Below are 22603 nucleotides of genomic sequence, written 5' to 3'. Positions count from 1 at the left end.
AGATGGAAGCAGCATGAGCACGGTTCGCCTGGAGGCTGTGAAGAACACGATGGCTGGCACCGACCAGGACATCCCGATGCAGCCGGCTTCGGTCGACATCTGGGACAAGAAGTACCGCCTGAAGACCAAGCAGGGCGAGGCGCTGGACGTCGACATCGACGGCACCTGCCAGCGCGTCGCGCGCGCGCTGTCCGAGGCCGAGGACACCCCCGAGAAGCGGAAGTACTGGAACGAGCGCTTCCTGTGGGCGCTGCGCCGCGGCGCGATCCCCGCCGGCCGCATCACCTCCAATGCCGGCGCGCTCGAGCACAAGCCGGCCACCAGCACGATCAACTGCACCGTGTCGGGCACCATCGTCGACTCGATGGACGGCATCCTGGAGAAGGTCCACGAGGCCGGGCTGACGCTGAAGGCCGGCTGCGGCATCGGCTACGAGTTCTCGACGCTGCGCCCGCGCGGCGCGTTCGTGGCCGGCGCCGGCGCCTACACCTCGGGCCCGATGTCCTTCATGGATATCTACGACAAGATGTGCTTCACGGTGTCGTCGGCCGGTGGCCGCCGCGGCGCGCAGATGGGCACCTTCGACGTCAGCCACCCCGACGTGCGCGACTTCATCCGCGCCAAGCGCGAGGACGGGCGCCTGCGCCAGTTCAACCTCTCGCTGCTGGTGACCGACGGCTTCATCGAGGCGGTCAAGGCCGACGCGGAGTGGCCGCTGGTGTTCCCGGTCAGCGCCAAGGAGCAGGGCGACGTCGACCTGGCCGACGCCGCGAGCGTCGTCTGGCGCGAGTGGCCGCAGCACGAAGGCTACATCGTGCGCGACGACGGCCTGGTGGCCTGCAAGGTCTACGGCAAGGTCAAGGCCCGGCACCTCTGGGACATGATCATGGTCTCGACGTACGACTACGCCGAGCCCGGCTTCATCCTCATCGACCGCGTCAACGAGATGAACAACAACTGGTGGTGCGAGAACATCCGCGCCACCAATCCCTGCGGCGAGCAGCCGCTGCCGGCCTACGGCGCCTGCCTGCTGGGCTCGGTCAACCTGACCAGGTTCGTGCGCGACCCCTTCACCGACCAGGCGAGGTTCGACTGGGAGGAATACAAGGAGGTCGTGCGCGTGTTCACCCGCATGCTCGACAACGTGGTCGAGGTCAACGGCCTGCCGCTGCCGCAGCAGCGCGAGGAGATCATGCGCAAGCGCCGCCACGGCATGGGCTTCCTGGGCCTGGGCTCCACGGTGACGATGCTGAAGATGAAGTACGGCTCGAAGGAGAGCTGCGACTTCACCGAGCGCGTGGCCCGCGAGATGGCCGTGGCCGGCTGGGAAACCGGCCTGTCGCTGGCACAGGAGAAGGGCCCGGCGCCGATCATGGAGGAGCGCTTCGCGGTGACCGCCGAGATGCTGCGCAAGCGTCCGGAGATGGCGAAGGACGGCTGGAAGGTCGGCCAGGAGATCCCCGGCAAGGTGCTGCACGCGCGCTACAGCCGCTACATGCAGCAGGTCGCCGGCGTGGCCCCGGAGCTCGTGGAACAGCTCGCCGAGCACGGCGCGCGCTTCACCCACCACAGCTCGATCGCGCCCACCGGCACGATCAGCCTGTCGCTGGCCAACAACGCATCCAACGGCATCGAGCCCTCGTTCGCGCACCACTACAGCCGCAACGTGATCCGCGAGGGCAAGAAGTCGAAGGAGAAGGTGGACGTGTTCTCGTTCGAGCTGCTGGCCTACCGCCACCTGGTCAATGCGGCGGCGATGCCGTTCAGCGAGGACCCGGCGGCGCAGCTGCCCGACTACTTCATCAGCGCCGACGACATCAGCCCTAAGGAGCACGTCGACGTCCAGGCCGCGGCGCAGAAGTGGGTCGACTCGTCGATCTCCAAGACCGCCAACGTCCCGACCGACTATCCGTACGAGGACTTCAAGGACATCTACCTCTACGCCCACGCGCAGGGGCTGAAGGGCTGCACCACCTTCCGCTTCAACCCGGCCGCCTTCCAGGGCGTGCTGGTGAAGGACTCCGACCTCGCCAACACCACCTACCGCTTCGAGCTCGAGGACGGCAGCACGGTGGAGGTGAAGGGTAACGAGGAGATCGAGTACGACGGCGAGACCCACACTGCCGCCAACCTCTTCGACGCGCTGAAAGAGGGCTATTACGGCAAGTTCTGACCACCACGGCCGCGCGGCGGCGCACACGCTACATTCCGGCCTGCGGGCGCCCCGCCCGCGACCATGACGACGAGGCAAACACGATGAGCAACGGCAATGGGGTCGCAGCGACGCTCGGCAATGCCGCCGGGACCGTCGCCGACAAGGCGAAGGACGTCGGCAGCACGGTGGCCAGGCGCGCGTCCAAGGCGGTGGAGCAGGTGAAGCAGGCCGCGGGCAAGGCCGAGAAGGCCGTGGTGGAAGGCGCGGGCAAGGCGAAGAAGGCGGTCACCAAGCGGGCGTCGGTGGCGAAGAAGGCGGTGGGCAGCCGCGTGGCCGGTGCCAAGCAGTCGCTGGCGGCCACCAGCGCCAGTGCACGCGCCGAGGCCGCCGCGATCAAGCGGAAGAAGGCCGCGAAGAAGGTCGCCAGGAAAGCGGTGAAGAAGGCGGCGGCGAAGAAGGCCGTGGCGAAGAAGGCCACGCCTCCGAAGGCGGCGGCCAGGAAGGTGGCGGCGAAGAAGCCCGTCGCGAAGAAGGCGGCCACGAAGAAGGCGGTGGCCAGGAAGGCGCCGGCCAGGAAGGCCGCCGCGAAGAAGGCGCCCGCGCGCAAGGCCGCGGGCAGGTAAGACCCTCCGGGCTCCCCCGCGCCGCGGGGGAGCCGGCATCCCACGAAACAGCAGGAACACGCGTCATGGCCGTCAGGATCGAAAAGAAAATCACCGGGTACTCCGTCGCCACCGCCGAGGGCGACAAGGCCGCCGCGCAGGCCGGCGCCGCCGCCGCGCAAGGCGCCGGCCCCGAGCGCCCCAGCGCCGAAGTCATCCAGATGCACGAGCGCATCGAGCGCCCGGAGGTGCTGGTCGGCAGCACCTACAAGATCAAGTCGCCGCTGGTGGAGCACGCGATGTACGTGACCATCAACGACATCGTGCTCAACGCCGGCAGCGAGCACGAGCAGCGCCGCCCGTTCGAGATCTTCGTGAACTCGAAGTCGATGGAGCACTTCCAGTGGATCGTCGCGCTCACGCGCATCATGTCGGCAGTGTTCCGCAAGGGCGGCGACGTGACCTTCCTCGTCGAGGAGATGAAGGCCGTGTTCGATCCGCGCGGCGGCTACTTCAAGGCCGGCGGCGTGTACATGCCCTCGCTGGTGGCCGAGCTCGGCGCGATCGTCGAGGACCACCTGAAGTCGATCGGCATGATCCACGATCCGGAGATGAGCGCGGCGCAGCGCGCGCTGATCGACGAGAAGCGCCGCCAGTACGAGTCCCGCTCAAAAAAAAACAGTGACGCCGACGTCGCCGCGGCCGACGCCGGTCCCGTAGGCGGCCTGTTCGCCGACCAGGGCGCGGACCGCGCCGGCGAGGACGTCGCGGTCACCGGCGAAGGCACCAGCTTCCCGCCCTCGGCCACCATGTGCCACAAGTGCAGCACCAAGGCGGTGGTGGTGATGGACGGCTGCGCGACCTGCCTGAACTGCGGCTACTCGAAGTGCGGCTGAGCGGGCCGCTTCAGGCCGCCTGCGCACCGTACGCCTGCGCCGCGCGCACCAGGCGCTCCAGGCAGTCGAAGTAGCCGCGCAGGTAGCCGCCGCCGGCGCCGCCGGCATCGAGCACGAAGGGGTTCATCAGCGTGTGCCGCAGGACCACGATCCGGTCGTGGTCTTCGTCCCCCTCATCGAGCGCATCCGCCTCGAGGCCCAGCGCGGCGAGCACGCGCGCCGTGTCGGCTTCGCCCATGGCGTCCTTGCGCAGCGTGGTCATCGAGCCGAAGTACTCGCCGCGCTGCAGGGGCTGCGCGGGGTCGGCACGCAGCGCGTCGTGCAGCCCGCGCATGAAGCGGTTCATGCGGCCGACGTCGCGGTTGCCGCGCGGGTTCATGGCCAGGCAGACCAGGTTGCAGTCGGGCGCGAACGGCAGCATCGCGGTCGCCAGCGGCGCGATGCGTGCGATGAAGCCCGCCGCCTCGTCCATGAAGGCCTCCGTGGCGAGGATGCCCTGCGCCTGCAGCCGCCCGAAGTTCGCATGGTCCAGCGGCATCACCCGGTGGGTGACGTACACCGCCGCGGCGTTGGCACCGGGCTTGGAGCCCTCGGGGATGTAGCGGCCGAGCTGGCGATGGCGCTGGAAGAAGTCGGTGGCCGGCGCGCCGTCGAAGACGTAGTCGGCGTCCTCCGCCAGCAGTCCGATCGCGCGCTGGTCGCGGCACAGGAAGGCGCCCGAGCCATAGGGCAGGTAGCCCAGCTTGTGCGGATCGACGGTGACCGAATCCATGCGCGGGATCGCGGCGAAGGCCGCGTGCACCGCGGGCCGGGGGAAGGCGCGGAAATCCGCCGCCACGTCCGCGCGCGTGCGCAGGCGGCCGTCGGCGTCGCGGAACAGCGAGGCCAGGTAGCCGCCCCAGGCCGCGTCCAGGTGCAGCGAGAAGCCCAGCCCGCGTGCCTGCAGGCGGTCGCGCGCGTCGGCGAGGCCGTCCAGCGGGTCGATGGTGCCGAACTCGGTGCTGCCGAGTACGCCGACGGCCATCAGCACCGGCTGGCGCAGGCGCAGGCAGTCGTCGAGCGCCTCCTCCAGCGCGTCCACGTCCAGGCGCATGGCCTGTCCGGGGATGAGTTCCAGCTGTGCCCGCCCAAGGCCGAGCATCTTCATGCCCTTGCTCCAGGAGTAGTGCGCGGTGGCCGGGGCGAACACCAGCGGCGTGGACAGCTGGGGATGCCGCTCGAGGAAGCCGGCGAGCCCCAGCGTCTCCAGGCGCTGCGCGTCGACGCGACGCTGCCACGCGGCCCGCTCGCGGGGCGACAGCGCATCGCGCCAGGCGCACCAGTCCGCGAACAGCGCCGTGGCGGCGGCCGGGCCGGTGTTGAAGGCCTCCCAGTCGTCGCCGGGCACGCCGGGCAGCGGCACGCCGGCCGCGTGCAGCGCCACCGGGAAGGCCTTGAGCGCCATGGCTAGTCGCAGGCCCTGCAGGTTGGCGAGGGTCCCGCCCGAGGTCAGGTGGCCGAAGGCGCAGTCCGCGCGCGCCGGGTCCGCCGGCCAGCCCAGCATCGCCGCGAGCTGCAGCCCGGCCCTGAGTTCGAGGTCGATGGTGATCGGCGCGGCGTCGGCGCTGACGTTGTTCGGGTTGTAGGGCAGGGCGAGGATCTGCGCCGCCAGTCCCGGGATCAGCAGGTCGCTGACCATGTGGCCGAGGTAGCGCGGGCTGTGGAAGGGCACGCTGCGCTTGAGCGCCGCCGACAGCAGGTGCAGCTCGCGGCGCAGGCGTGATTCGAAGTCGACGAAGTCCGGGCGCCGGCTGGCGCCGGTGGGGATCGCCGGGAGGTCCTCCGGGTGCAGGTTGCGCCGCCAGTAGACATGGTCGCGCAGGAACTCGACGACCAGCGACTCGAGCAGCTGGTCGTTCTCGCCGTAGGGGCCGAGGAAACAGGGATACAGGGCTGGCTGGTTCATGGCGGCGGCCCACGGCGATGGCGGAAGCACGCAGCGTGGCGCGCCGGCGCGCCCGCCGCCTTGAGCGGGATCAAGCGCGGCGCAGGGCGCGCGGCCACCCGTCGGCGCGCAGCCTGCTCCCCGGCTAGAATCGGGGCCTCGGCGCAGGGGGCGCCCAAGGGGACACGTCATGGACCACATCACGCGCGCCTGCGCGGCGCTGGTGCTGCTGCTCGCGTTCGCATGGCCGGAGGCCGCGCTGGCCAGGAAGAACGCCGCGCCGGTGACCGCGGAGCTGGTCCGCTGGATCGCGCCCTGGCACGAAGGCGTGTCCCTGCGCTATGCGACCGAGGACTACGACGTCTCCGTCGGGCAGGACGGCAGCGAGCGTTCGCGCACCACCGCCATCGAGACCATCCGCATCACCGGCGTGCTCGACGACGGCTTCGTCCAGACCTGGTCCTTCGACGACAGCCGCTACGAGCAGCTGGAGGGAGGTGACGCCCAGGAGGCGCTGATGCAGCAGATCCTGGAGTCGCTGCCGGACATCGTCCTGGAGGTCGAGCTGGATGCGACCGGCAACTTCGCCGCCCTGCGGAACGTGGACCAGCTCGCCACGCAGCTCGGGCCCGCGATGCGCACCGCCTTCGGGACCATGCTGGAGGCGGGCGTGCAGGAGGCGGGTGGCTGGCCCGCGGGCGAGGATGGCGAGGCGGCGCGGGTGCGGGCACGCGAGGCCACCGAGGACATGGTCGCGCGGATGACCCGGCCCGATGTCCTCGGCACGCTGATGTCGCGCGATGCGCTGGAGTACAACGACCTGTTCGGCGCGGAGCTCCAGGCCGGCGTGCCCTACGAGGTCGACGTCGAGATCGACAGTCCGCTGGGTGCCGGCAAGGTGCCGGCGCAGGTGACCCTGCTCATGCAGGCCGGCGCGGCGGGATCGGACGAGGCCACGCTGGAGTGGACCACGCGCATGGACCGGGAGCGCGCGGCCGAGGTGGCCCTGGCGGCGGTCGAGCAGCTGTACGGAACGCAGGTGACCGGCGAGGACCGCGAGAAGGTCGTCGCCGACATGTCGATCGTCGACGTCGGCCGCGCCCGCTTCCGCCGCTCCACCGGCGTGCCCCTGATGCTGGAAACCCTGCGCACGGTGCGCGCGGCCGGGGAACAGCGGATCGAGCGCAGGCGGATGCGCCTGCTCGACGATGCGCACGGCCACGAGTGGCCCGACGACGCCCCGCCGCAGCCCGCCGGCTGACCGGCCGGGCGGGATGATGCATCGGCCTCCAATTCAGCTAGCATCTCGCCTGACAACAGGGGAGACCACACGATGAAGAACTGGACCGCGGGCCTGCTGGCCCCGCTGCTTGCACTCGCCGCCCTGCCGGCGGCCGCCGATCCGGGGCGGGGCGTGACCGGGCCCGAGGCCATGGCCGTGCTGGAAGGGATGGAGCTGTCGCCGGAGCTGCTCGAGGATTCGGTCGGCGACCCGATGATCCGCTTCCGCAGCCACGACCTGAACGCCTACCTCAACTTCTACGACTGCCACGAGGGCCGTTGCGGCTCGCTGCAGCTCGAGGTCGGCCTGGATCTGGAGAACGGCACTACGCTGCAGGTGGCCAACGTCTACAACAGCCGCTATCGCTATGGCCGGATGGTGCTGGACGACGAGATGGATCCGTTCCTGCACTACGACTTCGAAGTGCTGCACACCGACCACGCCGCGCAGATCCGCAGCCAGGTCGAGATCTTCGGCCAGCTGCTCGGCGACTTCACCAGCAGCGTCGGTTTCTGACGGGTCGTGGGGGGGGGGGGGGGCGGCCGGTGGCCCGCGGCCGCGGCCCACCGGGGTTCAGCTCCCGCGCAGCGCCGGGAACTGGCGGGTCGTGCGCACGCCGTCAGCCAGGCCCCAGCGGATCGCGATCCGTCGCAGGCGCGCGCGGGCGCTGTCCTCCAGGTGCGGCGGCGCCAGGCGCATCACCGCGTCGTGGCGCTCGGCCCAGGCGTTGGCATAGGAGAACAGGTCGCGGTGCTTGATCTGGAGGTCGGCCATGCCGGCTTCCAGCTCGGAGATCGCGAGTTCGAGCGCGGCGTGCCGGTCGTCGTGGGGTGCTGCAAGCGTCATCGTCTATCGGGCCATGGTGTCGCGATCTACTATGGCAGCCTTTCGCGATGGCGGGATGAAGGGCGCGCGACGTGACCGCCCGCCGCTCGCCCTTGCGTCGACGCCAGGAGTCGCCATGCGCCCCATCATGCTGTTGTTGCCGATGCTGCTCGCCGCCTGCGGGCCATCGCCCCAGGACACCCCTGCGCCCGCGGCGGCCGCGCCGCCGCCGCGTCTCGACTATCCCGGGAAGCTCGGCATCCCCGTGCGCCTGGACCTGCTGGCCACGGCAGACGGCGGCCGCGCGGTGGCGATCAGCCGGGGCTGGCGTGGCGACGTGGAGTTCGACGGCGGATCGAACGCGCGCTGCGCCATCGACCGCGGCGAAGCCGTGGAGCTCGAGCCCGGGAGCAGCCGCGAGGTGGAGCTGATCTGCGGCGCGGCCGTGCAGCTCCCCGACGACGGCCGCCGCGGGTTCCGGGTGCTCGAGGACGGGCGCGAGATCGCCGCCGGCGTCGTCCTGCCCTGATCAGCCGGCCGTGGGCGGCTTCGGCGTCAGCTTGAGCAGGCGGCCCGCCTTGCCATCCTCCAGCAGCCACAGCCCGCCCTCGGGCCCCTGTTCGACTTCGCGGATGCGCTGGCCCATGTCGAAGCGCTCGGCCTCGCGCGCCTGGCGGCCGTCGATTTCGACGCGCACCAGCGACTGCGACGACAGCCCGCCGATGAAGGCGTCGCCCTTCCACTGCGGGAACACGTCGCCGCCGTAGAACACCAGGCTCGACGGCGAGATCACCGGCGTCCAGTGCGCCGCGGGCGCGATGAACTCGGGGCGGGTGTCGTGGTCCGGGATCGGCGTGCCGTCGTAGTGGTCGCCGTTGGACACGATCGGATAGCCGTAGTTGCCGCCGCGCTCGACCAGGTTCAGCTCGTCGCCGCCCGCCGGCCCCATCTCCACGTCCCAGAGCTGCCCGCCCGCGTCGAAGGCGAGGCCGAGCACGTTGCGGTGCCCGAGCGACCAGACTTCGGCCGCGACCCCGCCATCTTCGGCGAAGGGGTTGCCCGCGGCCGGCCGGCCATCGTCCTCGAGGCGCAGGATCTTGCCCATGTTCGACGCCATGTCCTGGGCCGGGTCGAACTTCTGGCGTTCGCTGGAGCTCAGCCACAGCTTGCCCTCGCCATCGAAGGCGATGCGGTGGCCGTAGTGGCCGCGGCCCTCCACCTTCGGCACCTGGCGCCAGATGACCTCGAGGCCTTCGAGCCGCGGCTCGCCATCGTCGGTAGCCACCAGCTTCGCGCGCGCCAGCGCCGCGCCGCGGATGTCGCCCTCGCCGGCCTCGGCGTAGCTCAGGTACACGATGCCGTTGGTGGCGAAGTCCGGATGCGGCACGACGTCGCCGAATCCACCCTGGCCGCCGTAGTCGACATCCGGCACGCCGGCGACGTCGCGGCTGTTGCCGTTGGTGACGTCGACGAGCTTCAGCCGCCCCTTCTTTTCGGTGACCAGGAGGCGGCCGTCGGGCAGGAAGGACATCGCCCAGGGCTCATCGAACTTCGCGACGGACTCGACCCCGAACGGGCGCTGGCCCGTTGCGCCGGCGCAGGCGCCTGTGAAGACGGCGAATGCCACGGCGGCAACAAGGAGTTGCGGTTTCATCGCGTGCGCTCCGGAAGCATTGGAGCCGCAAGTATGGTGCAGGCCCCGTCCCCGCGCACGCGGTCCTAGCGGCTCGCGCGTCGCCAGTGGTTAACGCCATGTCGACGCGGGAATCGTGCAGCGGACGCGGTTAATGCGGGGCGCGGCAGGGTGTGTCCCGTGACCGGATCCACCGGTCGCACCCATCGATACCGGATGCCCCCGCATCCGCCTGAGGAGACCCCCCTGATGAAGAACGCACGCAAGCCGATCGCCGCCGTCCTCGCACTGGGTGCGGTGCTGGCCATGCCGCTGGCCCTGGCCCAGAGCGCCGTGACCCCCGAAGTCCGCGAGGCCCAGAAGGCCGCCGTCGAATCCGCCGCGGCGGCGCAGGCCACGCAGGACGCCGCGCAGCCGGCCCCCACCGCCGCCGATGTCCCGCCGGCAGGCCGCCAGCTGGGCTGGGACGATGTCGACGCGGATGGCAACGGCACCATCTCGCGCGAGGAGTCCGCGGCGCTGCCCGCGCTCGCGTCGGTGTTCGGAGATGCCGATGCCGACGGCGACGGCGAGCTGACGGCCGACGAGTACCGCGCCCACGCCGCCAAGGCCGGCGGCGAAGGCTGACCCCCGCCCCGCGCCGCACCTGTCCGGGCGGCGCCACGCGACATCGTTCCAGGGCGACGGCAGGGATGCCGTCGCTTCTTCATTCCGGGATAATCACGCGATGCCCAGCATCAGGATGGTCGGCTTCGACGCCGACGACACGCTCTGGCGCAGCCAGGACTGGTTCGACCAGGCGCAGCGCGACTTCGAAGCCATCATCGCCCGCTACGTCAACGGCGATGCGCGCACCAGCGAGCGGCTGTACGCGGTCGAGAAGGCGAACCTGGCCGTGTTCGGCTACGGCGTGAAGGGCATGGCGCTGTCGATGATCGAGTCCGCGATCGACATCACCGGCGGCCGCATCAGCGCTGCCGACGTGCATCGCATCGTGGCGCTGGCCAAGGACCTGCTGCGCCATCCGGTCGAACTGCTGCCGGGCGTGCGTGAAGCGGTGGAGGCGGTGGCGCGCGAGTTCCCGGTCGTGCTGATCACCAAGGGCGACCTGTTCCACCAGGAGGCCAAGGTCCGCGAGTCGGGGATGTCGTCGCTGTTCCGGCGCATCGAGATCGTCAGCGAGAAGGATGTGCCGACGTACCGCCGCCTGCTCGAGGAGTTCGGGATCGCGCCGGGCGAGTTCGTGATGGTCGGCAATTCGCTGCGCTCGGACATCGCGCCGGTGCTGGAACTGGGCGGCTGGGGCCTGCACCTGCCCTATCACCTGACCTGGGAGCACGAGCGCGAAGCCAGCCTGGCCGAAGGCGCCGCCGCGCGCATGCGCACGCTCGATTCCGCGGCCGGGCTTCCCGACGCGCTGCGGGCGATCCTCGCGGCCTGAACGGCCGTGCCCGTCGCGCAGTCCCGCACGGGCCGCCGGCAGCTGCGGCACAATCGGGGCATGCCGCATGTCCGCCTCTCCCTGCTCTTCCTGCTGCTCGCCGCCGTCGCCACCGGCTGCATGCGGCCGGACGAGGGCGCCCCGCCACCGCTCCAGCACGACGTCATGGATTCGGGCGTGGCCGAATGGCGCGGCCGACTGCCCTGTGCCGACTGCGAGGCCATCGACACGCGCCTGGTGCTGGAGCAGGCCGACGGCCACCGCAGCTACCGGCTGGTGGAGGTGTATGTTGCGGTCGACGGCAGCCAGAGCTTCGACGAGGCCGGTGAATGGCGCCTCGACGACCGCCTGCTCAGCCTCGAGGCCGGGACCGGCGGCCTGCGCCGCTACGCGCTGGTGCAGGGCGGCGCGCTGCAGGTGCGCGATCCGGGCGGACGCGTGTTCCCGGGGCGCGAGCACGACCTGCTGCTGCCGTCCGCCGGCCATCCCTGACGCGGAGACCGCATGACCCCGTTCCGACACTCCCTGCTGCTCGCCTGCCTGCTGGGGCTGCTGGCGCCCGCGGCCTTCGCGCAGGACGCGGCCGCGGCCTGGGCCCCCGCCACCGGGGACGCCGTGGTCGATGTCCGCCTGGCCGACATCAACCGCTATGCCGCGCGCTATCCCGAGGCCTTCATCGATGAGCTGGTGCGCTACTTCGACGCACCGCGCCCGCTGCTGCAGGACCTGCTGGGGCGCCAGGAGCGCAAGCCCGGCGACCTCTACTACGCCTGCGCGCTGGCCCGCGTCTCCGGACGTCCCTGCCGCGGTGTGATCGAGGCCTGGGCGACCGGGCACGCGGATGGCTGGCAGGGCATCGCCCGCGACCTCGGGGTCGCGCCCGGCGGTGCGCGCGCAAAGCGCCTGCGCGAGGGCGTGGCCGAAAGCTACCGCCGCTGGGGCCGGCCGCTTCCCGACGGCGGCTGAGCCGGCGGCGACGGCTTGACCTTCCAGCGATGGGAAGGTCTAGGCTGTGCCCATGGACAGACATCCCGGACCCGGTGCCCGCGATCCGCGCGCGCCGACCCTCGAGCTCGCCATCGACGGCATGACCTGCGCCTCCTGCGTCGCCCGCGTGGAGCGCGCGCTGCAGGCGGTGCCCGGCGTGTCCGCCGCGGCGGTGAACCTGGCGACCGAGCGCGCGACCGTGCGCGGCGCGGCGGACGCGGCGCTGCTGCTGGCCGCCGTCGACCGCGCCGGCTACGACGCCCGCGTCCTCGACGCCGCGGCGCCGCGCGACGACGACGCCGACTCCGCGCGGCACGAGGCGGCGCGCGCCGCGCTCCGCCGCGACCTGCTGCTGGCCGCGGCGCTGGCGCTGCCGGTGTTCGTGCTGGAGATGGGCGCACACCTGGTGCCGGCCATGCATCACTGGGTCGAGCACGGCCTCGGCCTGCAGCGCAGCTGGCTGATCCAGTTCGCACTGGCCACGGCGGTGCTGCTGGGGCCGGGCCGCCGCTTCTACGCCGCCGGCATCCCGGCCCTGCTGCGCCTGGCGCCGGACATGAACTCGCTGGTCGCGGTCGGCACCTTCGCGGCCTGGGGCTATTCGGTGGTCGCCACCTTCGCGCCGCGGCTGCTGCCGGCGGGCACGGCGAACGTCTATTACGAAGCGGCCGCGGTGATCGTCGTCCTGGTGCTGCTGGGGCGCTGGCTGGAAGCACGCGCGAAGGGCCGCACCTCCGAGGCGATCCAGCGCCTGGTCGGCCTGCAGCCGAAGACCGCGCGGGTGTCGCGCGACGGACGCAGCGTCGAGATCCCCATCGGCGAGGTGGTGCCCGGCGACCTCGTCGAGCTGCGCCCCGGCGAACGCGTGCCGGTCGACGGCGAGGTGGTCGAGGGCCGCAGCTTCGTCGACGAATCGATGGTCACCGGCGAGCCGGTGCCGGTGGAGAAGACCGAAGGCGCGTCGGTGGTGGGCGGCACGGTGAACCAGCAGGGCGCGCTGGTGCTGCGCGCGACCGCGGTCGGCGCGGACACGGTGCTGGCGCAGATCATCCGCCTGGTCGAACAGGCGCAGGGCTCCAAGCTGCCGATCCAGGCGCTGGTGGACCGGGTGACGCTGTGGTTCGTGCCGGCGGTGATGCTGGCGGCGCTGCTGACCTTCGTCGCCTGGATGCTGTTCGGCCCCGCGCCGGCGCTGGGGCTGGCGTTGGTGAACGCGGTCGCGGTGCTGATCATCGCCTGCCCCTGCGCGATGGGCCTGGCCACCCCGACCTCGATCATGGTCGGCACCGGCCGCGGCGCCGAGCTGGGCGTGCTGTTCCGCAAGGGCGAGGCGCTGCAGCTGCTGAAGGACGCCGCGGTGGTGGCGGTGGACAAGACCGGCACCCTGACCGAGGGCCGGCCGGCGCTGACCGACCTGGCGCTGGCCGAGGGCTTCGCGCGCGACGAGGTGCTGCGGCTGGTGGCCGCGGTGGAGGCGCGCTCCGAGCACCCGATCGCGCGCGCGATTGTCGCGGCGGCGGAAGATGCGGGCATCGCGGTGCCGGAGCCGGACGGCTTCCAGTCGGTCACCGGCATGGGCGTGCAGGCTGTCGTCGATGGCCATCGCGTCGAGGTCGGGGCCGACCGCTACATGCGTGCGCTCGGGCTGGACGTGGCCGGGTTCGCCGACGTGGCCGCGCGCCTGGGCGGCGAAGGCAAGTCGCCGCTGTATGCCGCGGTCGACGGGCACCTGGCGGCGATCATCGCGGTCGCCGACCCGGTGAAGCCCGACACGCCGGCGGCGATCGCCGCGCTGCACGCGCTCGGACTCAAGGTCGCGATGGTCACCGGCGACAACGCGCGCACCGCGCAGGCGATCGCCGACCGCCTCGGCATCGACGAGGTGGTCGCGGAAGTGCTGCCCGAAGGCAAGGTCGACGCGATGCGCCGGCTGAAGGCGGCGCACGGCCGCCTGGCCTTCGTTGGCGACGGCATCAACGACGCGCCGGCGCTGGCCGAGGCCGACGTCGGCCTGGCGATCGGCACCGGCACCGACGTCGCGATGGAGGCCGCCGACGTGGTGCTGATGTCGGGCAGCCTGCAGGGCGTGCCGAACGCGATCGCGCTGTCGAAGGCGACCATCGGCAACATCCGCCAGAACCTGTTCTGGGCCTTCGCCTACAACACCGCGCTGGTGCCGGTGGCCGCGGGCGTGCTGTATCCCGCGTATGGACTGCTGCTGTCGCCGATCCTGGCGGCGGGGGCGATGTCGCTGTCGAGCGTGTTCGTGCTCGGCAACGCGCTGCGGCTGCGGGGCTTCCGGCCCCCGATGGCGGCCTGACGGAGGAGGATCGACGCATGAACATCGGCGAAGCGGCCGCGGCCTCGGGCGTGTCGGCCAAGATGATCCGCTACTACGAAGGCGCCGGCCTGGTGCCGCCGGCCGGGCGCAGCGCCGCCGGCTACCGGCTGTATGGCGATGCCGACGTGCACCGGCTGCGCTTCATTCGCCGTGCCCGGGATCTCGGCTTCTCCGTGACCGAGATCGGCGAGCTGCTGGGACTGTGGAGCGACCGTTCGCGCCGCAGCGCCGACGTGAAGCGACTCGCGCAGGCGCACATCGCCGATCTCGAGGACCGGATTTCCCGGCTGCGGCAGATGGCCGACACCCTGCAGGCCCTGGCGGACTGCTGCGCGGGCGACCAGCGCCCGGACTGTCCGATCCTGGCCGGGCTGGAGCAGGGTGGCGAGGCGTCGGGCGCCACGTCGGGCCCGCGCTGCGGCTGAACGCCGCGGCAGGCCGGGGCCGCGGATCCCGCGGCGCGACCGTCGTGGATCGCTCAGTCCGCCCGCGGCGGGAACCCGGCCTCGGTCAGCGCGGCGGCGAGCTGTTCGCGCGTGGCGGTGGAGCCGACCTCGACCGTGCGGCTGGGCGGATCGGCCTCGACCGTCGCGTCGGGATCGACGGCCTGGATGGCGCGGGTGACGCCGCGGACGCAGCCGCCGCAGGTCATGTCTTCGAGATGGAATCGCATGGGGGTTCCTGTGGGGGACGGTGCGCCAGTCTGCGGCCTGCCACCGTGGGAAGGTCAAGCCGCGGACGCCGTCGTCCCGCGGCGGTGGCGTGTACCCTGTCGGCCCCCGCGCGGACCGGTCCGCGACGGCCCGCCGTGACGGCCACGATGACGACAGAGACCTTGAACCCGATGCCCCAGGGCGCCTCCCGGCGCGGCGGCGACGCGCGCTATCGCGCATCCGTGCGCCTGTCGGTCGCGCCGATGATGGACTGGACCGACAGCCACTGCCGCGTCTCCCATCGCCTGCTCGCGCCCAACGCGCGGCTGTACACCGAGATGGTCCACGCCAATGCGGTGGTCCTCGGCGACCGCGCCCGGCTGCTGGCGATGGACCCGGTCGAGCATCCGGTCGCGCTGCAGCTGGGCGGCAGCGAACCCGCGCTGCTGGCGCAGGCGGCACGGATCGGAGCCGACCACGGCTTCGACGAGATCAACCTCAACGTCGGCTGCCCGTCCGACCGCGTGCAGGCCGGGCGGTTCGGCGCCTGCCTGATGCGCGAACCGGCGCTGGTCGCCGACAGCGTGGCGGCGATGGCCGCGGCCTGCGACGTGCCGGTGACCGTGAAGTGCCGCCTGGGCGTCGACGACGACCACGAGTACGCGCGCTTCCTCGCCTTCGTCGACACCGTCGCCGCGGCCGGCTGCCGCGACTTCATCGTCCACGCCCGCAATGCCTGGCTGAAGGGCCTGTCGCCGAAGGAGAACCGAGAGGTGCCGCCGCTGCGCTACGACTGGGCGTATGCGCTCAAGCGCGAACGCCCGGCGCTGACCGTGGTGGTCAACGGCGGCATCGCCGACGCGGACGAGGCGAGCGCGCACCTGGACCACGTCGACGGCGCGATGCTCGGCCGCGCGGCCTACCACGATCCCTGGCTGCTGCATCGGCTGGACGCGGCCTGGTATGGCGGCGCGGTGTCCACGCGCGCCGACGTGCTGCGCGCGATGCGGCCCTACGTCGAGCGCCAGCTCGCCCGCGGCGCCCAGCTCAAGCACATCAGCCGCCACTGGCTGGGGCTGTTCCAGGGCGAGCGCGGCGGCCGCGCCTTCCGCCAGGTGCTGAGCGAGGGCGCCCACCGTCCGGGCGCCGACTGGTCGCTGGTGGAGCAGGCGATCGCGGTGACGGCTGCGCGGCCGTCCGAGGCCGCATCGACCCCGGTGCAGTCGCCCCGCTGACGCGTGCTGCGCTGCTGCGGCGCCGGGATCCATTGAGCCCGATGCAGGCGCGATGGCCCGCAACATGAACAGGGCAGGACCGCGTCCGGAAAAGTTAAGGGGTAATTCACCGCCTGCTTCGGAGAATCGTCCCACCTACTCGGACGAGCGCCTGCCGGGTCCCGTAACTTTCTGTATTCTTTCGGAAATGCCGTCCATGACCGTCCGCCCCTTGCTGTCGCTGCTGTGCCTGCTCGCCGCGGTCGCGCTATCGGCGGCGCATGCCGATGACGGACAGCGGTCCTCGCGCAGGGGCGACGCGCAGCCGCCCCGCAGCGAACTGGCCATCCCGGGCAGGCCGGCGGCGTCGCAGCGCAGCGCGCGTCGCGATGCCCTGTCGGACTCGGTCCGCCGCGTGCAGAGCCGTACCGGCGGCCAGGTGCTGAGCGCGGAGCGCGTTCCCTACGACGGCCGCAACATCAACCGGGTGAAGGTGGTCGACGAGCGCGGCCGCGTCCGCGTGTACATGGACGACCCCGATGCCCGCCCGCGCCGCGCGTCCCGCCCTACACGCGGCGACGACGACTGAATGCGCACCCTGACGCCACCTTTCGCCGCCGCGGCCGCGCCGCGACGGTCTACCGGAGACATCGATGCGCATCCTGCTTGTTGAAGACGAAGCGCCCCTGCGCGAGACCCTCGCCGCACGGCTGAAGCGCGAGGGCTACGCCGTCGACGCCGCCCAGGACGGCGAGGAAGGCCTGTACATGGGTCGCGAGGTCCCGTTCGACGTCGGCATCATCGACCTCGGCCTGCCGAAGATGTCGGGCATGGAGCTGATCAAGGCCCTGCGTGACGAAGGCAAGCAGTTCCCCGTGCTGATCCTGACCGCGCGCTCGAGCTGGCAGGACAAGGTCGACGGCCTCAAGCAGGGCGCCGACGACTACCTGGTCAAGCCCTTCCACGTCGAGGAGCTGCTGGCACGCATCAACGCGCTGGTGCGCCGCGCCGCGGGCTGGAGCAAGCCGACGCTCGAGTGCGGCGCGGTGGTGCTCGATCTTGCCGCGCAGACGGTCAGCGTCGACGGCCAGAACGTCGACCTGACCAGCTACGAGTACAAGGTGCTGGAGTACCTGATGATGCACGCCGGCGAACTGGTCTCGAAGGCCGACCTGACCGAACACATCTACCAGCAGGACTTCGACCGCGATTCCAACGTGCTCGAGGTCTTCATCGGTCGCCTGCGCAAGAAGCTCGACCCGGAAGGCACGCTGAAGCCGATCGAGACCGTGCGCGGCCGCGGCTACCGCTTCGCGATCCCGCGCAGCAACGAAGGCTGACAGCGACGGGACGCCGGGGCGTCCGCGGCAGAGTGGAGGCGGCGTGGGGCAGGCGCGCAAGGATCGGAGACTGGCCTGGCGGCCGCGTTCGCTGCAGGCGCGCCAGCTGCTCGCGGCGAGCCTGGGCCTGCTCGCGTTCCTGGCGGCCGCCGGCTATGCGCTCGACCGCGCCTTCGTCGACGTCGCCAGCGAACTGCAGCGCGACCGCCTGCGCAGCTACGCCACCTCCTACGCCCGCGACATCGAGTTCGACCGCGCCGGCAACCTGATCCCGCCCTACACCCAGCCCGATGAGCGCTTCGAGCGCCCGGGCAGCGGCCTGTACGCGGTGGTCGTGCTGCCCAACGGCACCTGGTCGTCGGAGTCCACCAGTGGCCCCCGGCTTCCCGACGCGGAGCTGCTGGAAGGCGGCGTGGAGAAGTTCGAGGGTCCGCTGCCGATGACCCGCGCCGACGGCAGCGACGGCGAGGTGCTGCGCTACGGCAAGGGCTTCATCTGGGATCTGGAGCAGCGCCCCGAAGCCGAATTCCCGTACACGATCCACATCATGGAAGACGCCGGGCTGCTGCCGCAGCAGGTGCGCGTGTTCCGCGCCGCGCTGTGGGGCTACCTCGGCATCGCCGGCCTGGTCCTGCTGCTGCTGCAGGCGCTGGTGCTGCGCTGGAGCCTGCTGCCGCTGCGCCGCGTGGTGGCTGAGCTCAACCGCGTGCAGCGTGGCCAGGCGGACCGCATGAGCGAGCTGCACCCGCGTGAACTCGAGCCGCTGACCGAGAGCATCAACGCCCTGATCGAGAGCGAGCGCCAGAACCTCGAGCACCAGCGCAACACCATGGGCGACCTCGCGCACAGCCTGAAGACGCCGCTGGCGGTGCTGCGCACGCGCCTGGACGGCGATGCCAGCGAGGCCGAGCTGCGCGCCGAGGTGGCCGACCAGGTGCAGCGCATGAACGAGCTGGTGAGCTACCAGCTCAGCCGCGGCGCGTCCGGCGGGCACCAGCTGTTCGCGGCGCCGGTGGAAATCGAGCCCTATGCCGAGGCGATCGTGCGTGGGCTGGAGAAGATCTACGCCGCCAAGGGCGTGGTCTGCGAATTCGAGATCGATCCGGCCGCGCGCTTCCATGGCGAACCGGGCGACCTCCAGGAACTGCTGGGCAACCTGCTCGAAAACGGCTTCAAGTGGGCGCGCTCGCGGGTGCTGCTGACGGTGGAGCCTGGCGCGAGCGCGCCGCGCCGGCGGCCCGGCCTGCTGCTTGCGGTGGACGACGACGGCCCGGGGATCCCGCCGGAGCGCATCGCGCACGTGCTGCAGCGCGGCGTGCGCGGCGACGAGCGCGTGCAGGGCCACGGCATCGGCCTGTCGATCGTGCAGGACATCGTGCGCAGCTACCGCGGCGAGCTGGACGTCTCGGCCTCGCCCGAACTCGGCGGCGCGCGCTTCCTGGTGCGGCTGCCGCCCGGCCTCTGAGCGCGCTCAGGCGCGTGCGAAGGGCGAGGGGCCGTACAGGCGCAGCAGGTGCTCGGCGACCGTCGGCAGCTCGCGCGCGAGCCGCGCCGGGTCGCTGAAGTGGTACTCGCTGCAAACCGCGAAGAATTCCTCGGGTGCTTCGGCCGCATACGGATCGATGCGCGTGTGCAGGCCGCGGTCGACGCGGTCGACGAAGCCGTCGTAGGCCTGCTGGAAGTCGCGCGCCCACTCACGCTGCCACGCGCGCGGCAGCGGTGGCGTGCCGTCCAGCACGCCGTCGAGCGCGTCGAGCTTGTGCACCATCTCGTGCACCGCCACGCAGCAGCCGTCGCGCGGGCTGGCGAGGTCGGCGGTGACGTCGGCCCAGGACAGCACCAGCGGGCCGTGCTCCCAGGCTTCGCCTGCGAGGTCGTCCTCCCACTCGTGCATCACGCCCGCGGCGTCGACGTGGCTGCGGTCGACCCGGAACGCGTCCGGATAGACCAGCAGCTCGGACCAGCCGTGCAGGCCTTCGGCGCCGAACTCCAGCAGGGGCAGGCAGCACAGGGCGGCGAGCGTGGTGCGGTCGGCGTCGTCGAGCGCGAGCCCGCCGATGGGGGTGATCGCCTTGTCGCGCAGGAAGCGCGCGGCGAGCTTCCGCAGTCGCTGCGCGCGCGCGTCGTCGAGGGCGGCGATCCAGGGCACGGTGGCAAGCACCTGCTGCCAGGAGGACGGGTCGATGTCGGCGGGCGGGCGCCGGAACAGGCGCCTGATCACGCCGTCGCCTAGCGGAACATCCCCGGCAGGAAGCTGTGCCAGCGCGGCGGGCGCGAGGCATCGGCATCGGCGCCGGTGCCGCGGGGAATCGCGGGCTTGTCGGACTCGGGGCGCCTGGCGGCGCGGACCGGGTCCACGTCGGGGCCGACGCTGGAGGCGTAGTCGGTCGAGCAGGCGGAGCCGTCGCCGCCCGGCCCGGCCATGCGCGCCTCGCGGGCCTCCGCGGGGAGGGCCAGGGACAGCAGCGTCAGGACGAGGAGGGCGCGGATGGACATGACGGGGGCCTGTGCGGTGACCGGGTCAACCTCCGGATCATACATGGATGCGGGGTGGCGCAACCGGCATGGCCGGGCGGGATGTGATAATCCGCGCATGTCCAGGCACGACGACGGAACCGCGGCCCGCGAGGGCGATCTGGCGGAAAAGACGCTGCTGCTGCGCCTCGCGCGCGGCACGGTGTCGGGCGACGTGCTCGCGCGCGAGGCCGGCCTGACCCGCGCGGCGATGTGGAAGCGGATCGAGGCCCTGCGCGCGGCCGGCATCGCCATCGGTGCCCGGCCGGGGCGCGGCTATTCCCTGGAGGCATCCGTGGACCTGCTCGACGCCGACCAGGTCGGGACGCTGCTCCCGGAGGACGTGCGCGCCGAGGTGCAGGGCCCGGAAGTGGCCTGGACGATCGATTCGACCAACAGCGAACTGCTGCGGCGCCGGGTCCCCGTGGCCGGCGTCACGGTGCTGCTGGCCGAGCGCCAGCTGGGTGGCCGCGGGCGGCTGGGCCGGGACTGGGCGTCGCCGCTTGCCGCCAATCTCTACCTGTCGCTGGCGCGTGCCTTCGACGGCGGCCTGGCGAGGCTCGGTGGACTCGGCCTGGTGGCCGGCGTGGCGGCGGCCGAGGCGCTGCACGGGCTGGGCTACGGCGCCGTCCGGTTGAAGTGGCCCAACGACCTGGTGCTGATCGACCGCGCGACGGGTGGCCTGCGCAAGCTCGGCGGCCTGCTCGTCGAGGGCGGGGGCGAGCATGCTGGGCCGGTGCGCGCGGTCGTGGGGCTTGGCCTCAACGTGCGCATGCCGGCGGCCGTCGCGGCCACGATCGACCAGCCCTGGTGCGACCTGGCCGGGCTGCCGCATCCGGCACCGCCGACGCGCAGCGCACTCGCGGCCGCGATGATCGCCAGCCTGGTGCCGGCGCTGTCGCGCTTCGACCGCGAGGGCCTGGCGCCGTTCCTGCCGCGGCATGCCGCGCTGGACGCGCTCGCCGGCCGCGACGTCGAGGTGCGTGCGGGCAGCGTGGTGCACAGGGGCAGGGCGCTGGGCCTGGCGGCCGACGGCGCGCTGCGCGTGGACGTGGACGGCGTCGAGCGCCACTTCCACGCCGGGGAGGCCAGCCTGCGGGCGGCGGCATGAGCGACTGGGCCTTCGACCTCGGCAACACGCGCCTCAAGCTGGCGCCGCTGCGCCAGGGCAGCGCGGGCGAGGTGGCGGCCTTCCCGCACGGGGAGCATGCGCTGGGTGCCGGCTGGATGGCGGCCCTGCCGCCGCGGATCGACGTGGCCTGGGTGGCCAGCGTGGGCCCGGCGGCCCTGCGCGCGGCGCTGCTGCAGGTGCTGGTGCCGCGCGCGGCGCGCGTGGTCGAGGTGCGCGTGGCGCGGGAGATGGGCGGCGTCCGGATCGGCTACGACGACCCCGTGCGACTGGGCGTGGACCGCGCGCTGGCGATGATCGGCGCCCGCGCGCAGGTGGCGGGCTGGCTGCTGGTGGTCGGCGTCGGCACCGCGCTCACGATCGACCTGGTGGACGCCGACGGCGTGCATCTCGGCGGCTGCATCGCCCCCTCGCCGACGCTGATGCGCGAAGCGCTGCACGCGCGCGCGCCGCAGCTGCCGCTGGAGGGCGGGGCCGTCGTGCACTTCGGCACCGGCACCGAGGATGCACTGGCCGCGGGCTGCGCGGGTGCGGCGCTGGGCCTGGTCGAGCGCAGCCGCGATGCGGCGGCGCGGCTGGCGGGTACGCCGCCGGCCATCGTCGTGCACGGCGGTGGCGCGGACCTGCTGCTCGCAGGTCTGCCGGGCGTGCTGCACCGGCCCTCGCTGGTGATGGACGGACTGGCGCGGCTGGCCCGCCAGCCCGCGGGCGCGGGCTAGAATCCGGGGATGCCCGCGCGCGCCCTGCTCGTCCTACTCGTGATGCTCAACTTCGGCGTGGCCACCTGGTGGCTGCTGCGTCCGGGGCCGCTGCCGCCGACGCCGTGGATCCAGCCCGAGGGCGTGCAGCCGCTGCGGCTGCTCGGCGAAGCCGACGATGGTGCGGATCGCGCGGCTGCGGGACAGGCCCCGGAGATCGCGGGCAACCCGGACGTGGCCGCGGGCCCTGGCGCCGAGGGCGCGGACCCTGCGGAGGCGGCGGTGCCGCAGCCGGTCGCCGAACCGGCCCCGGCGGCTGCCGCGAGCGCAACCGGGGTTCCCGGGGTGGATGCGGTCTCGGTGGCCGTGGCCCCGGCACCGGCCTCGCCGCTGCGCTGCCTGAGCTTCGGACCCTACGCCGACGCCGCGTCGGTGGCCGCGGCGCGCGGCGCGCTGCAGCCGCTCGGCGCGACGCGCACGCGCGTGCGCGACGTGGTCGACGCGCCGCGTGGCTGGCGCGTGGCGATGGCGCCGCAGTCCGACCGGGCCGCCGCCGATGCGCTGGCGGTCAGGATCCGCGAGGCGGGCTTCGACGACCTGCTGGTGATCCCGTCCGGCGACGAAGCCAACGCGATCGCGCTGGGACGCTATGGCAGCGAACCCGCCGCGCGCCGCCGCGAGGCCGCGCTGCGTGGCGCCGGCTTCCCCGCGCAGGCGCAGCCGCTGGGCGAGGCCTCGACGCGCCACTGGCTCGACTTCGCCGCCGGTCCGACGTTCGATGCCGCGGCCGCGCGCACGACCGCCGGCGCCGCCGAAGCGCGGGAGATCGACTGCGCGGACGTGGTCGCGGTCGCGTCGCGCTAGAATGCCGCGCGCCTTCGTGGCGCACGTGCCGGCATAGCTCAGCTGGTAGAGCAACCGCCTTGTAAGCGGTAGGTCGTCCGTTCGATCCGGACTGTCGGCACCATC

General features: G+C 72.4%; 25 protein-coding genes and 1 tRNA gene. 20 read left to right on the top strand and 6 right to left on the bottom strand.

The window, feature by feature from the left end:
* Positions 1-13: 13 nt before the first annotated feature.
* From H9645_RS08900 to H9645_RS08890, 3 genes are all read left to right on the top strand, one after another.
* On the top strand, positions 14-2173 hold the full coding sequence (locus H9645_RS08900; protein ID WP_191729349.1) for an adenosylcobalamin-dependent ribonucleoside-diphosphate reductase: 2160 nt from the start codon (positions 14-16) through the stop codon (positions 2171-2173).
* 83 nt (positions 2174-2256) lie between these two features.
* On the top strand, positions 2257-2778 hold the full coding sequence (locus H9645_RS08895) for a hypothetical protein (protein ID WP_191729348.1): 522 nt from the start codon (positions 2257-2259) through the stop codon (positions 2776-2778).
* A 65-nt stretch (positions 2779-2843) separates the two neighbouring features.
* Positions 2844-3653: a TSCPD domain-containing protein gene (locus H9645_RS08890; RefSeq protein WP_191729347.1), complete on the top strand. Its 810-nt coding sequence runs from the start codon at positions 2844-2846 to the stop codon at positions 3651-3653.
* A 10-nt stretch (positions 3654-3663) separates the two neighbouring features.
* On the opposite strand, the gene H9645_RS08885 is transcribed toward H9645_RS08890, so the two are convergent.
* Positions 3664-5598, bottom strand: a complete 1935-nt coding sequence (locus H9645_RS08885; protein WP_191729346.1) for a pyridoxal phosphate-dependent decarboxylase family protein — start codon at positions 5596-5598, stop codon at positions 3664-3666.
* Positions 5599-5767: 169 nt separating this feature from the next.
* On the opposite strand from H9645_RS08885, the gene H9645_RS08880 reads away from it, so the two are divergent.
* Together H9645_RS08880 and H9645_RS08875 are read left to right on the top strand one after the other, a co-directional pair.
* Positions 5768-6838: a hypothetical protein gene (locus H9645_RS08880; RefSeq protein WP_191729345.1), complete on the top strand. Its 1071-nt coding sequence runs from the start codon at positions 5768-5770 to the stop codon at positions 6836-6838.
* A gap of 72 nt (positions 6839-6910) precedes the next feature.
* Positions 6911-7375: a YbjN domain-containing protein gene (locus H9645_RS08875; protein ID WP_191729344.1), complete on the top strand. Its 465-nt coding sequence runs from the start codon at positions 6911-6913 to the stop codon at positions 7373-7375.
* A 57-nt stretch (positions 7376-7432) separates the two neighbouring features.
* On the opposite strand, the gene H9645_RS08870 is transcribed toward H9645_RS08875, so the two are convergent.
* Positions 7433-7705 (bottom strand): hypothetical protein, encoded by a 273-nt coding sequence (locus H9645_RS08870; protein WP_191729343.1) that lies wholly within the window; start codon positions 7703-7705, stop codon positions 7433-7435.
* 115 nt (positions 7706-7820) lie between these two features.
* On the opposite strand from H9645_RS08870, the gene H9645_RS08865 reads away from it, so the two are divergent.
* The gene (locus tag H9645_RS08865) at positions 7821-8213 is read left to right on the top strand and encodes a hypothetical protein (protein WP_191729342.1); all 393 of its coding nucleotides are present in this window, start codon (positions 7821-7823) and stop codon (positions 8211-8213) included.
* Here H9645_RS08865 and H9645_RS08860 read toward each other — a convergent pair whose 3' ends face one another.
* On the bottom strand, positions 8214-9338 hold the full coding sequence (locus tag H9645_RS08860; protein WP_191729341.1) for a PQQ-dependent sugar dehydrogenase: 1125 nt from the start codon (positions 9336-9338) through the stop codon (positions 8214-8216).
* Between the two features lie 228 nt (positions 9339-9566).
* Between H9645_RS08860 and H9645_RS08855 the strand changes: the two genes are divergently transcribed.
* From H9645_RS08855 to cueR, 6 genes are all read left to right on the top strand, one after another.
* Positions 9567-9944 carry an EF-hand domain-containing protein gene (locus H9645_RS08855; protein WP_191729340.1) on the top strand — a complete coding sequence of 126 codons (378 nt, stop codon included), beginning with the start codon at positions 9567-9569 and terminating at the stop codon, positions 9942-9944.
* A gap of 100 nt (positions 9945-10044) precedes the next feature.
* Positions 10045-10758, top strand: a complete 714-nt coding sequence (locus H9645_RS08850) for an HAD family hydrolase (protein WP_191729339.1) — start codon at positions 10045-10047, stop codon at positions 10756-10758.
* 60 nt (positions 10759-10818) lie between these two features.
* The gene (locus tag H9645_RS08845; RefSeq protein ID WP_191729338.1) at positions 10819-11250 is read left to right on the top strand and encodes a copper resistance protein NlpE N-terminal domain-containing protein; all 432 of its coding nucleotides are present in this window, start codon (positions 10819-10821) and stop codon (positions 11248-11250) included.
* 12 nt (positions 11251-11262) lie between these two features.
* Positions 11263-11724: a hypothetical protein gene (locus tag H9645_RS08840; protein WP_191729337.1), complete on the top strand. Its 462-nt coding sequence runs from the start codon at positions 11263-11265 to the stop codon at positions 11722-11724.
* Positions 11725-11776: 52 nt separating this feature from the next.
* Positions 11777-14065 carry a heavy metal translocating P-type ATPase gene (locus tag H9645_RS08835; protein WP_191729336.1) on the top strand — a complete coding sequence of 763 codons (2289 nt, stop codon included), beginning with the start codon at positions 11777-11779 and terminating at the stop codon, positions 14063-14065.
* Between the two features lie 17 nt (positions 14066-14082).
* Positions 14083-14511, top strand: a complete 429-nt coding sequence (cueR, locus tag H9645_RS08830) for a Cu(I)-responsive transcriptional regulator (RefSeq protein ID WP_191729335.1) — start codon at positions 14083-14085, stop codon at positions 14509-14511.
* Between the two features lie 53 nt (positions 14512-14564).
* On the opposite strand, the gene H9645_RS08825 is transcribed toward cueR, so the two are convergent.
* Complete coding sequence (locus H9645_RS08825; protein WP_191729334.1) at positions 14565-14759, bottom strand: heavy-metal-associated domain-containing protein; 195 nt, start codon at positions 14757-14759, stop codon at positions 14565-14567.
* Between the two features lie 171 nt (positions 14760-14930).
* On the opposite strand from H9645_RS08825, the gene dusA reads away from it, so the two are divergent.
* From dusA to H9645_RS08805, 4 genes are all read left to right on the top strand, one after another.
* Positions 14931-15974, top strand: a complete 1044-nt coding sequence (gene dusA / locus H9645_RS08820; RefSeq protein WP_191729462.1) for a tRNA dihydrouridine(20/20a) synthase DusA — start codon at positions 14931-14933, stop codon at positions 15972-15974.
* A 196-nt stretch (positions 15975-16170) separates the two neighbouring features.
* A complete protein-coding gene (locus tag H9645_RS14205) occupies positions 16171-16542 on the top strand; it encodes a hypothetical protein (RefSeq protein WP_225218137.1) in 372 nt (123 codons plus the stop codon).
* Positions 16543-16606: 64 nt separating this feature from the next.
* On the top strand, positions 16607-17293 hold the full coding sequence (locus H9645_RS08810) for a response regulator transcription factor (RefSeq protein WP_189496040.1): 687 nt from the start codon (positions 16607-16609) through the stop codon (positions 17291-17293).
* A gap of 43 nt (positions 17294-17336) precedes the next feature.
* Entirely contained in the window at positions 17337-18758 is a 1422-nt protein-coding gene (locus tag H9645_RS08805; RefSeq protein ID WP_191729333.1) for an ATP-binding protein, read from the top strand.
* 6 nt (positions 18759-18764) lie between these two features.
* Here H9645_RS08805 and H9645_RS08800 read toward each other — a convergent pair whose 3' ends face one another.
* Together H9645_RS08800 and H9645_RS08795 are read right to left on the bottom strand one after the other, a co-directional pair.
* Positions 18765-19556: a M90 family metallopeptidase gene (locus H9645_RS08800; RefSeq protein ID WP_191729461.1), complete on the bottom strand. Its 792-nt coding sequence runs from the start codon at positions 19554-19556 to the stop codon at positions 18765-18767.
* The gene (locus H9645_RS08795) at positions 19523-19789 is read right to left on the bottom strand and encodes a hypothetical protein (protein ID WP_191729332.1); all 267 of its coding nucleotides are present in this window, start codon (positions 19787-19789) and stop codon (positions 19523-19525) included. The genes H9645_RS08800 and H9645_RS08795 overlap by 34 nt, the downstream gene beginning before the upstream one ends.
* A 139-nt stretch (positions 19790-19928) precedes the next feature.
* On the opposite strand from H9645_RS08795, the gene H9645_RS08790 reads away from it, so the two are divergent.
* From H9645_RS08790 to H9645_RS08775, 4 genes are all read left to right on the top strand, one after another.
* Positions 19929-20918: a biotin--[acetyl-CoA-carboxylase] ligase gene (locus H9645_RS08790; RefSeq protein ID WP_191729460.1), complete on the top strand. Its 990-nt coding sequence runs from the start codon at positions 19929-19931 to the stop codon at positions 20916-20918.
* A complete protein-coding gene (locus H9645_RS08785) occupies positions 20915-21655 on the top strand; it encodes a type III pantothenate kinase (protein ID WP_191729331.1) in 741 nt (246 codons plus the stop codon). The genes H9645_RS08790 and H9645_RS08785 overlap by 4 nt, the downstream gene beginning before the upstream one ends.
* A gap of 9 nt (positions 21656-21664) precedes the next feature.
* Positions 21665-22498 carry an SPOR domain-containing protein gene (locus tag H9645_RS08780; RefSeq protein WP_191729330.1) on the top strand — a complete coding sequence of 278 codons (834 nt, stop codon included), beginning with the start codon at positions 21665-21667 and terminating at the stop codon, positions 22496-22498.
* 27 nt (positions 22499-22525) lie between these two features.
* Positions 22526-22601: transfer RNA gene (locus tag H9645_RS08775), tRNA-Thr, on the top strand.
* The last annotated feature ends 2 nt before the right edge of the window (positions 22602-22603 follow it).

Source organism: Luteimonas colneyensis (assembly GCF_014836665.1).
GTDB classification, from domain to species: Bacteria; Pseudomonadota; Gammaproteobacteria; order Xanthomonadales; family Xanthomonadaceae; genus Luteimonas; species Luteimonas colneyensis.
Note: the sequence above shows the minus strand (reverse complement) of the source record. Positions and strands in the feature narration are given on the sequence as shown.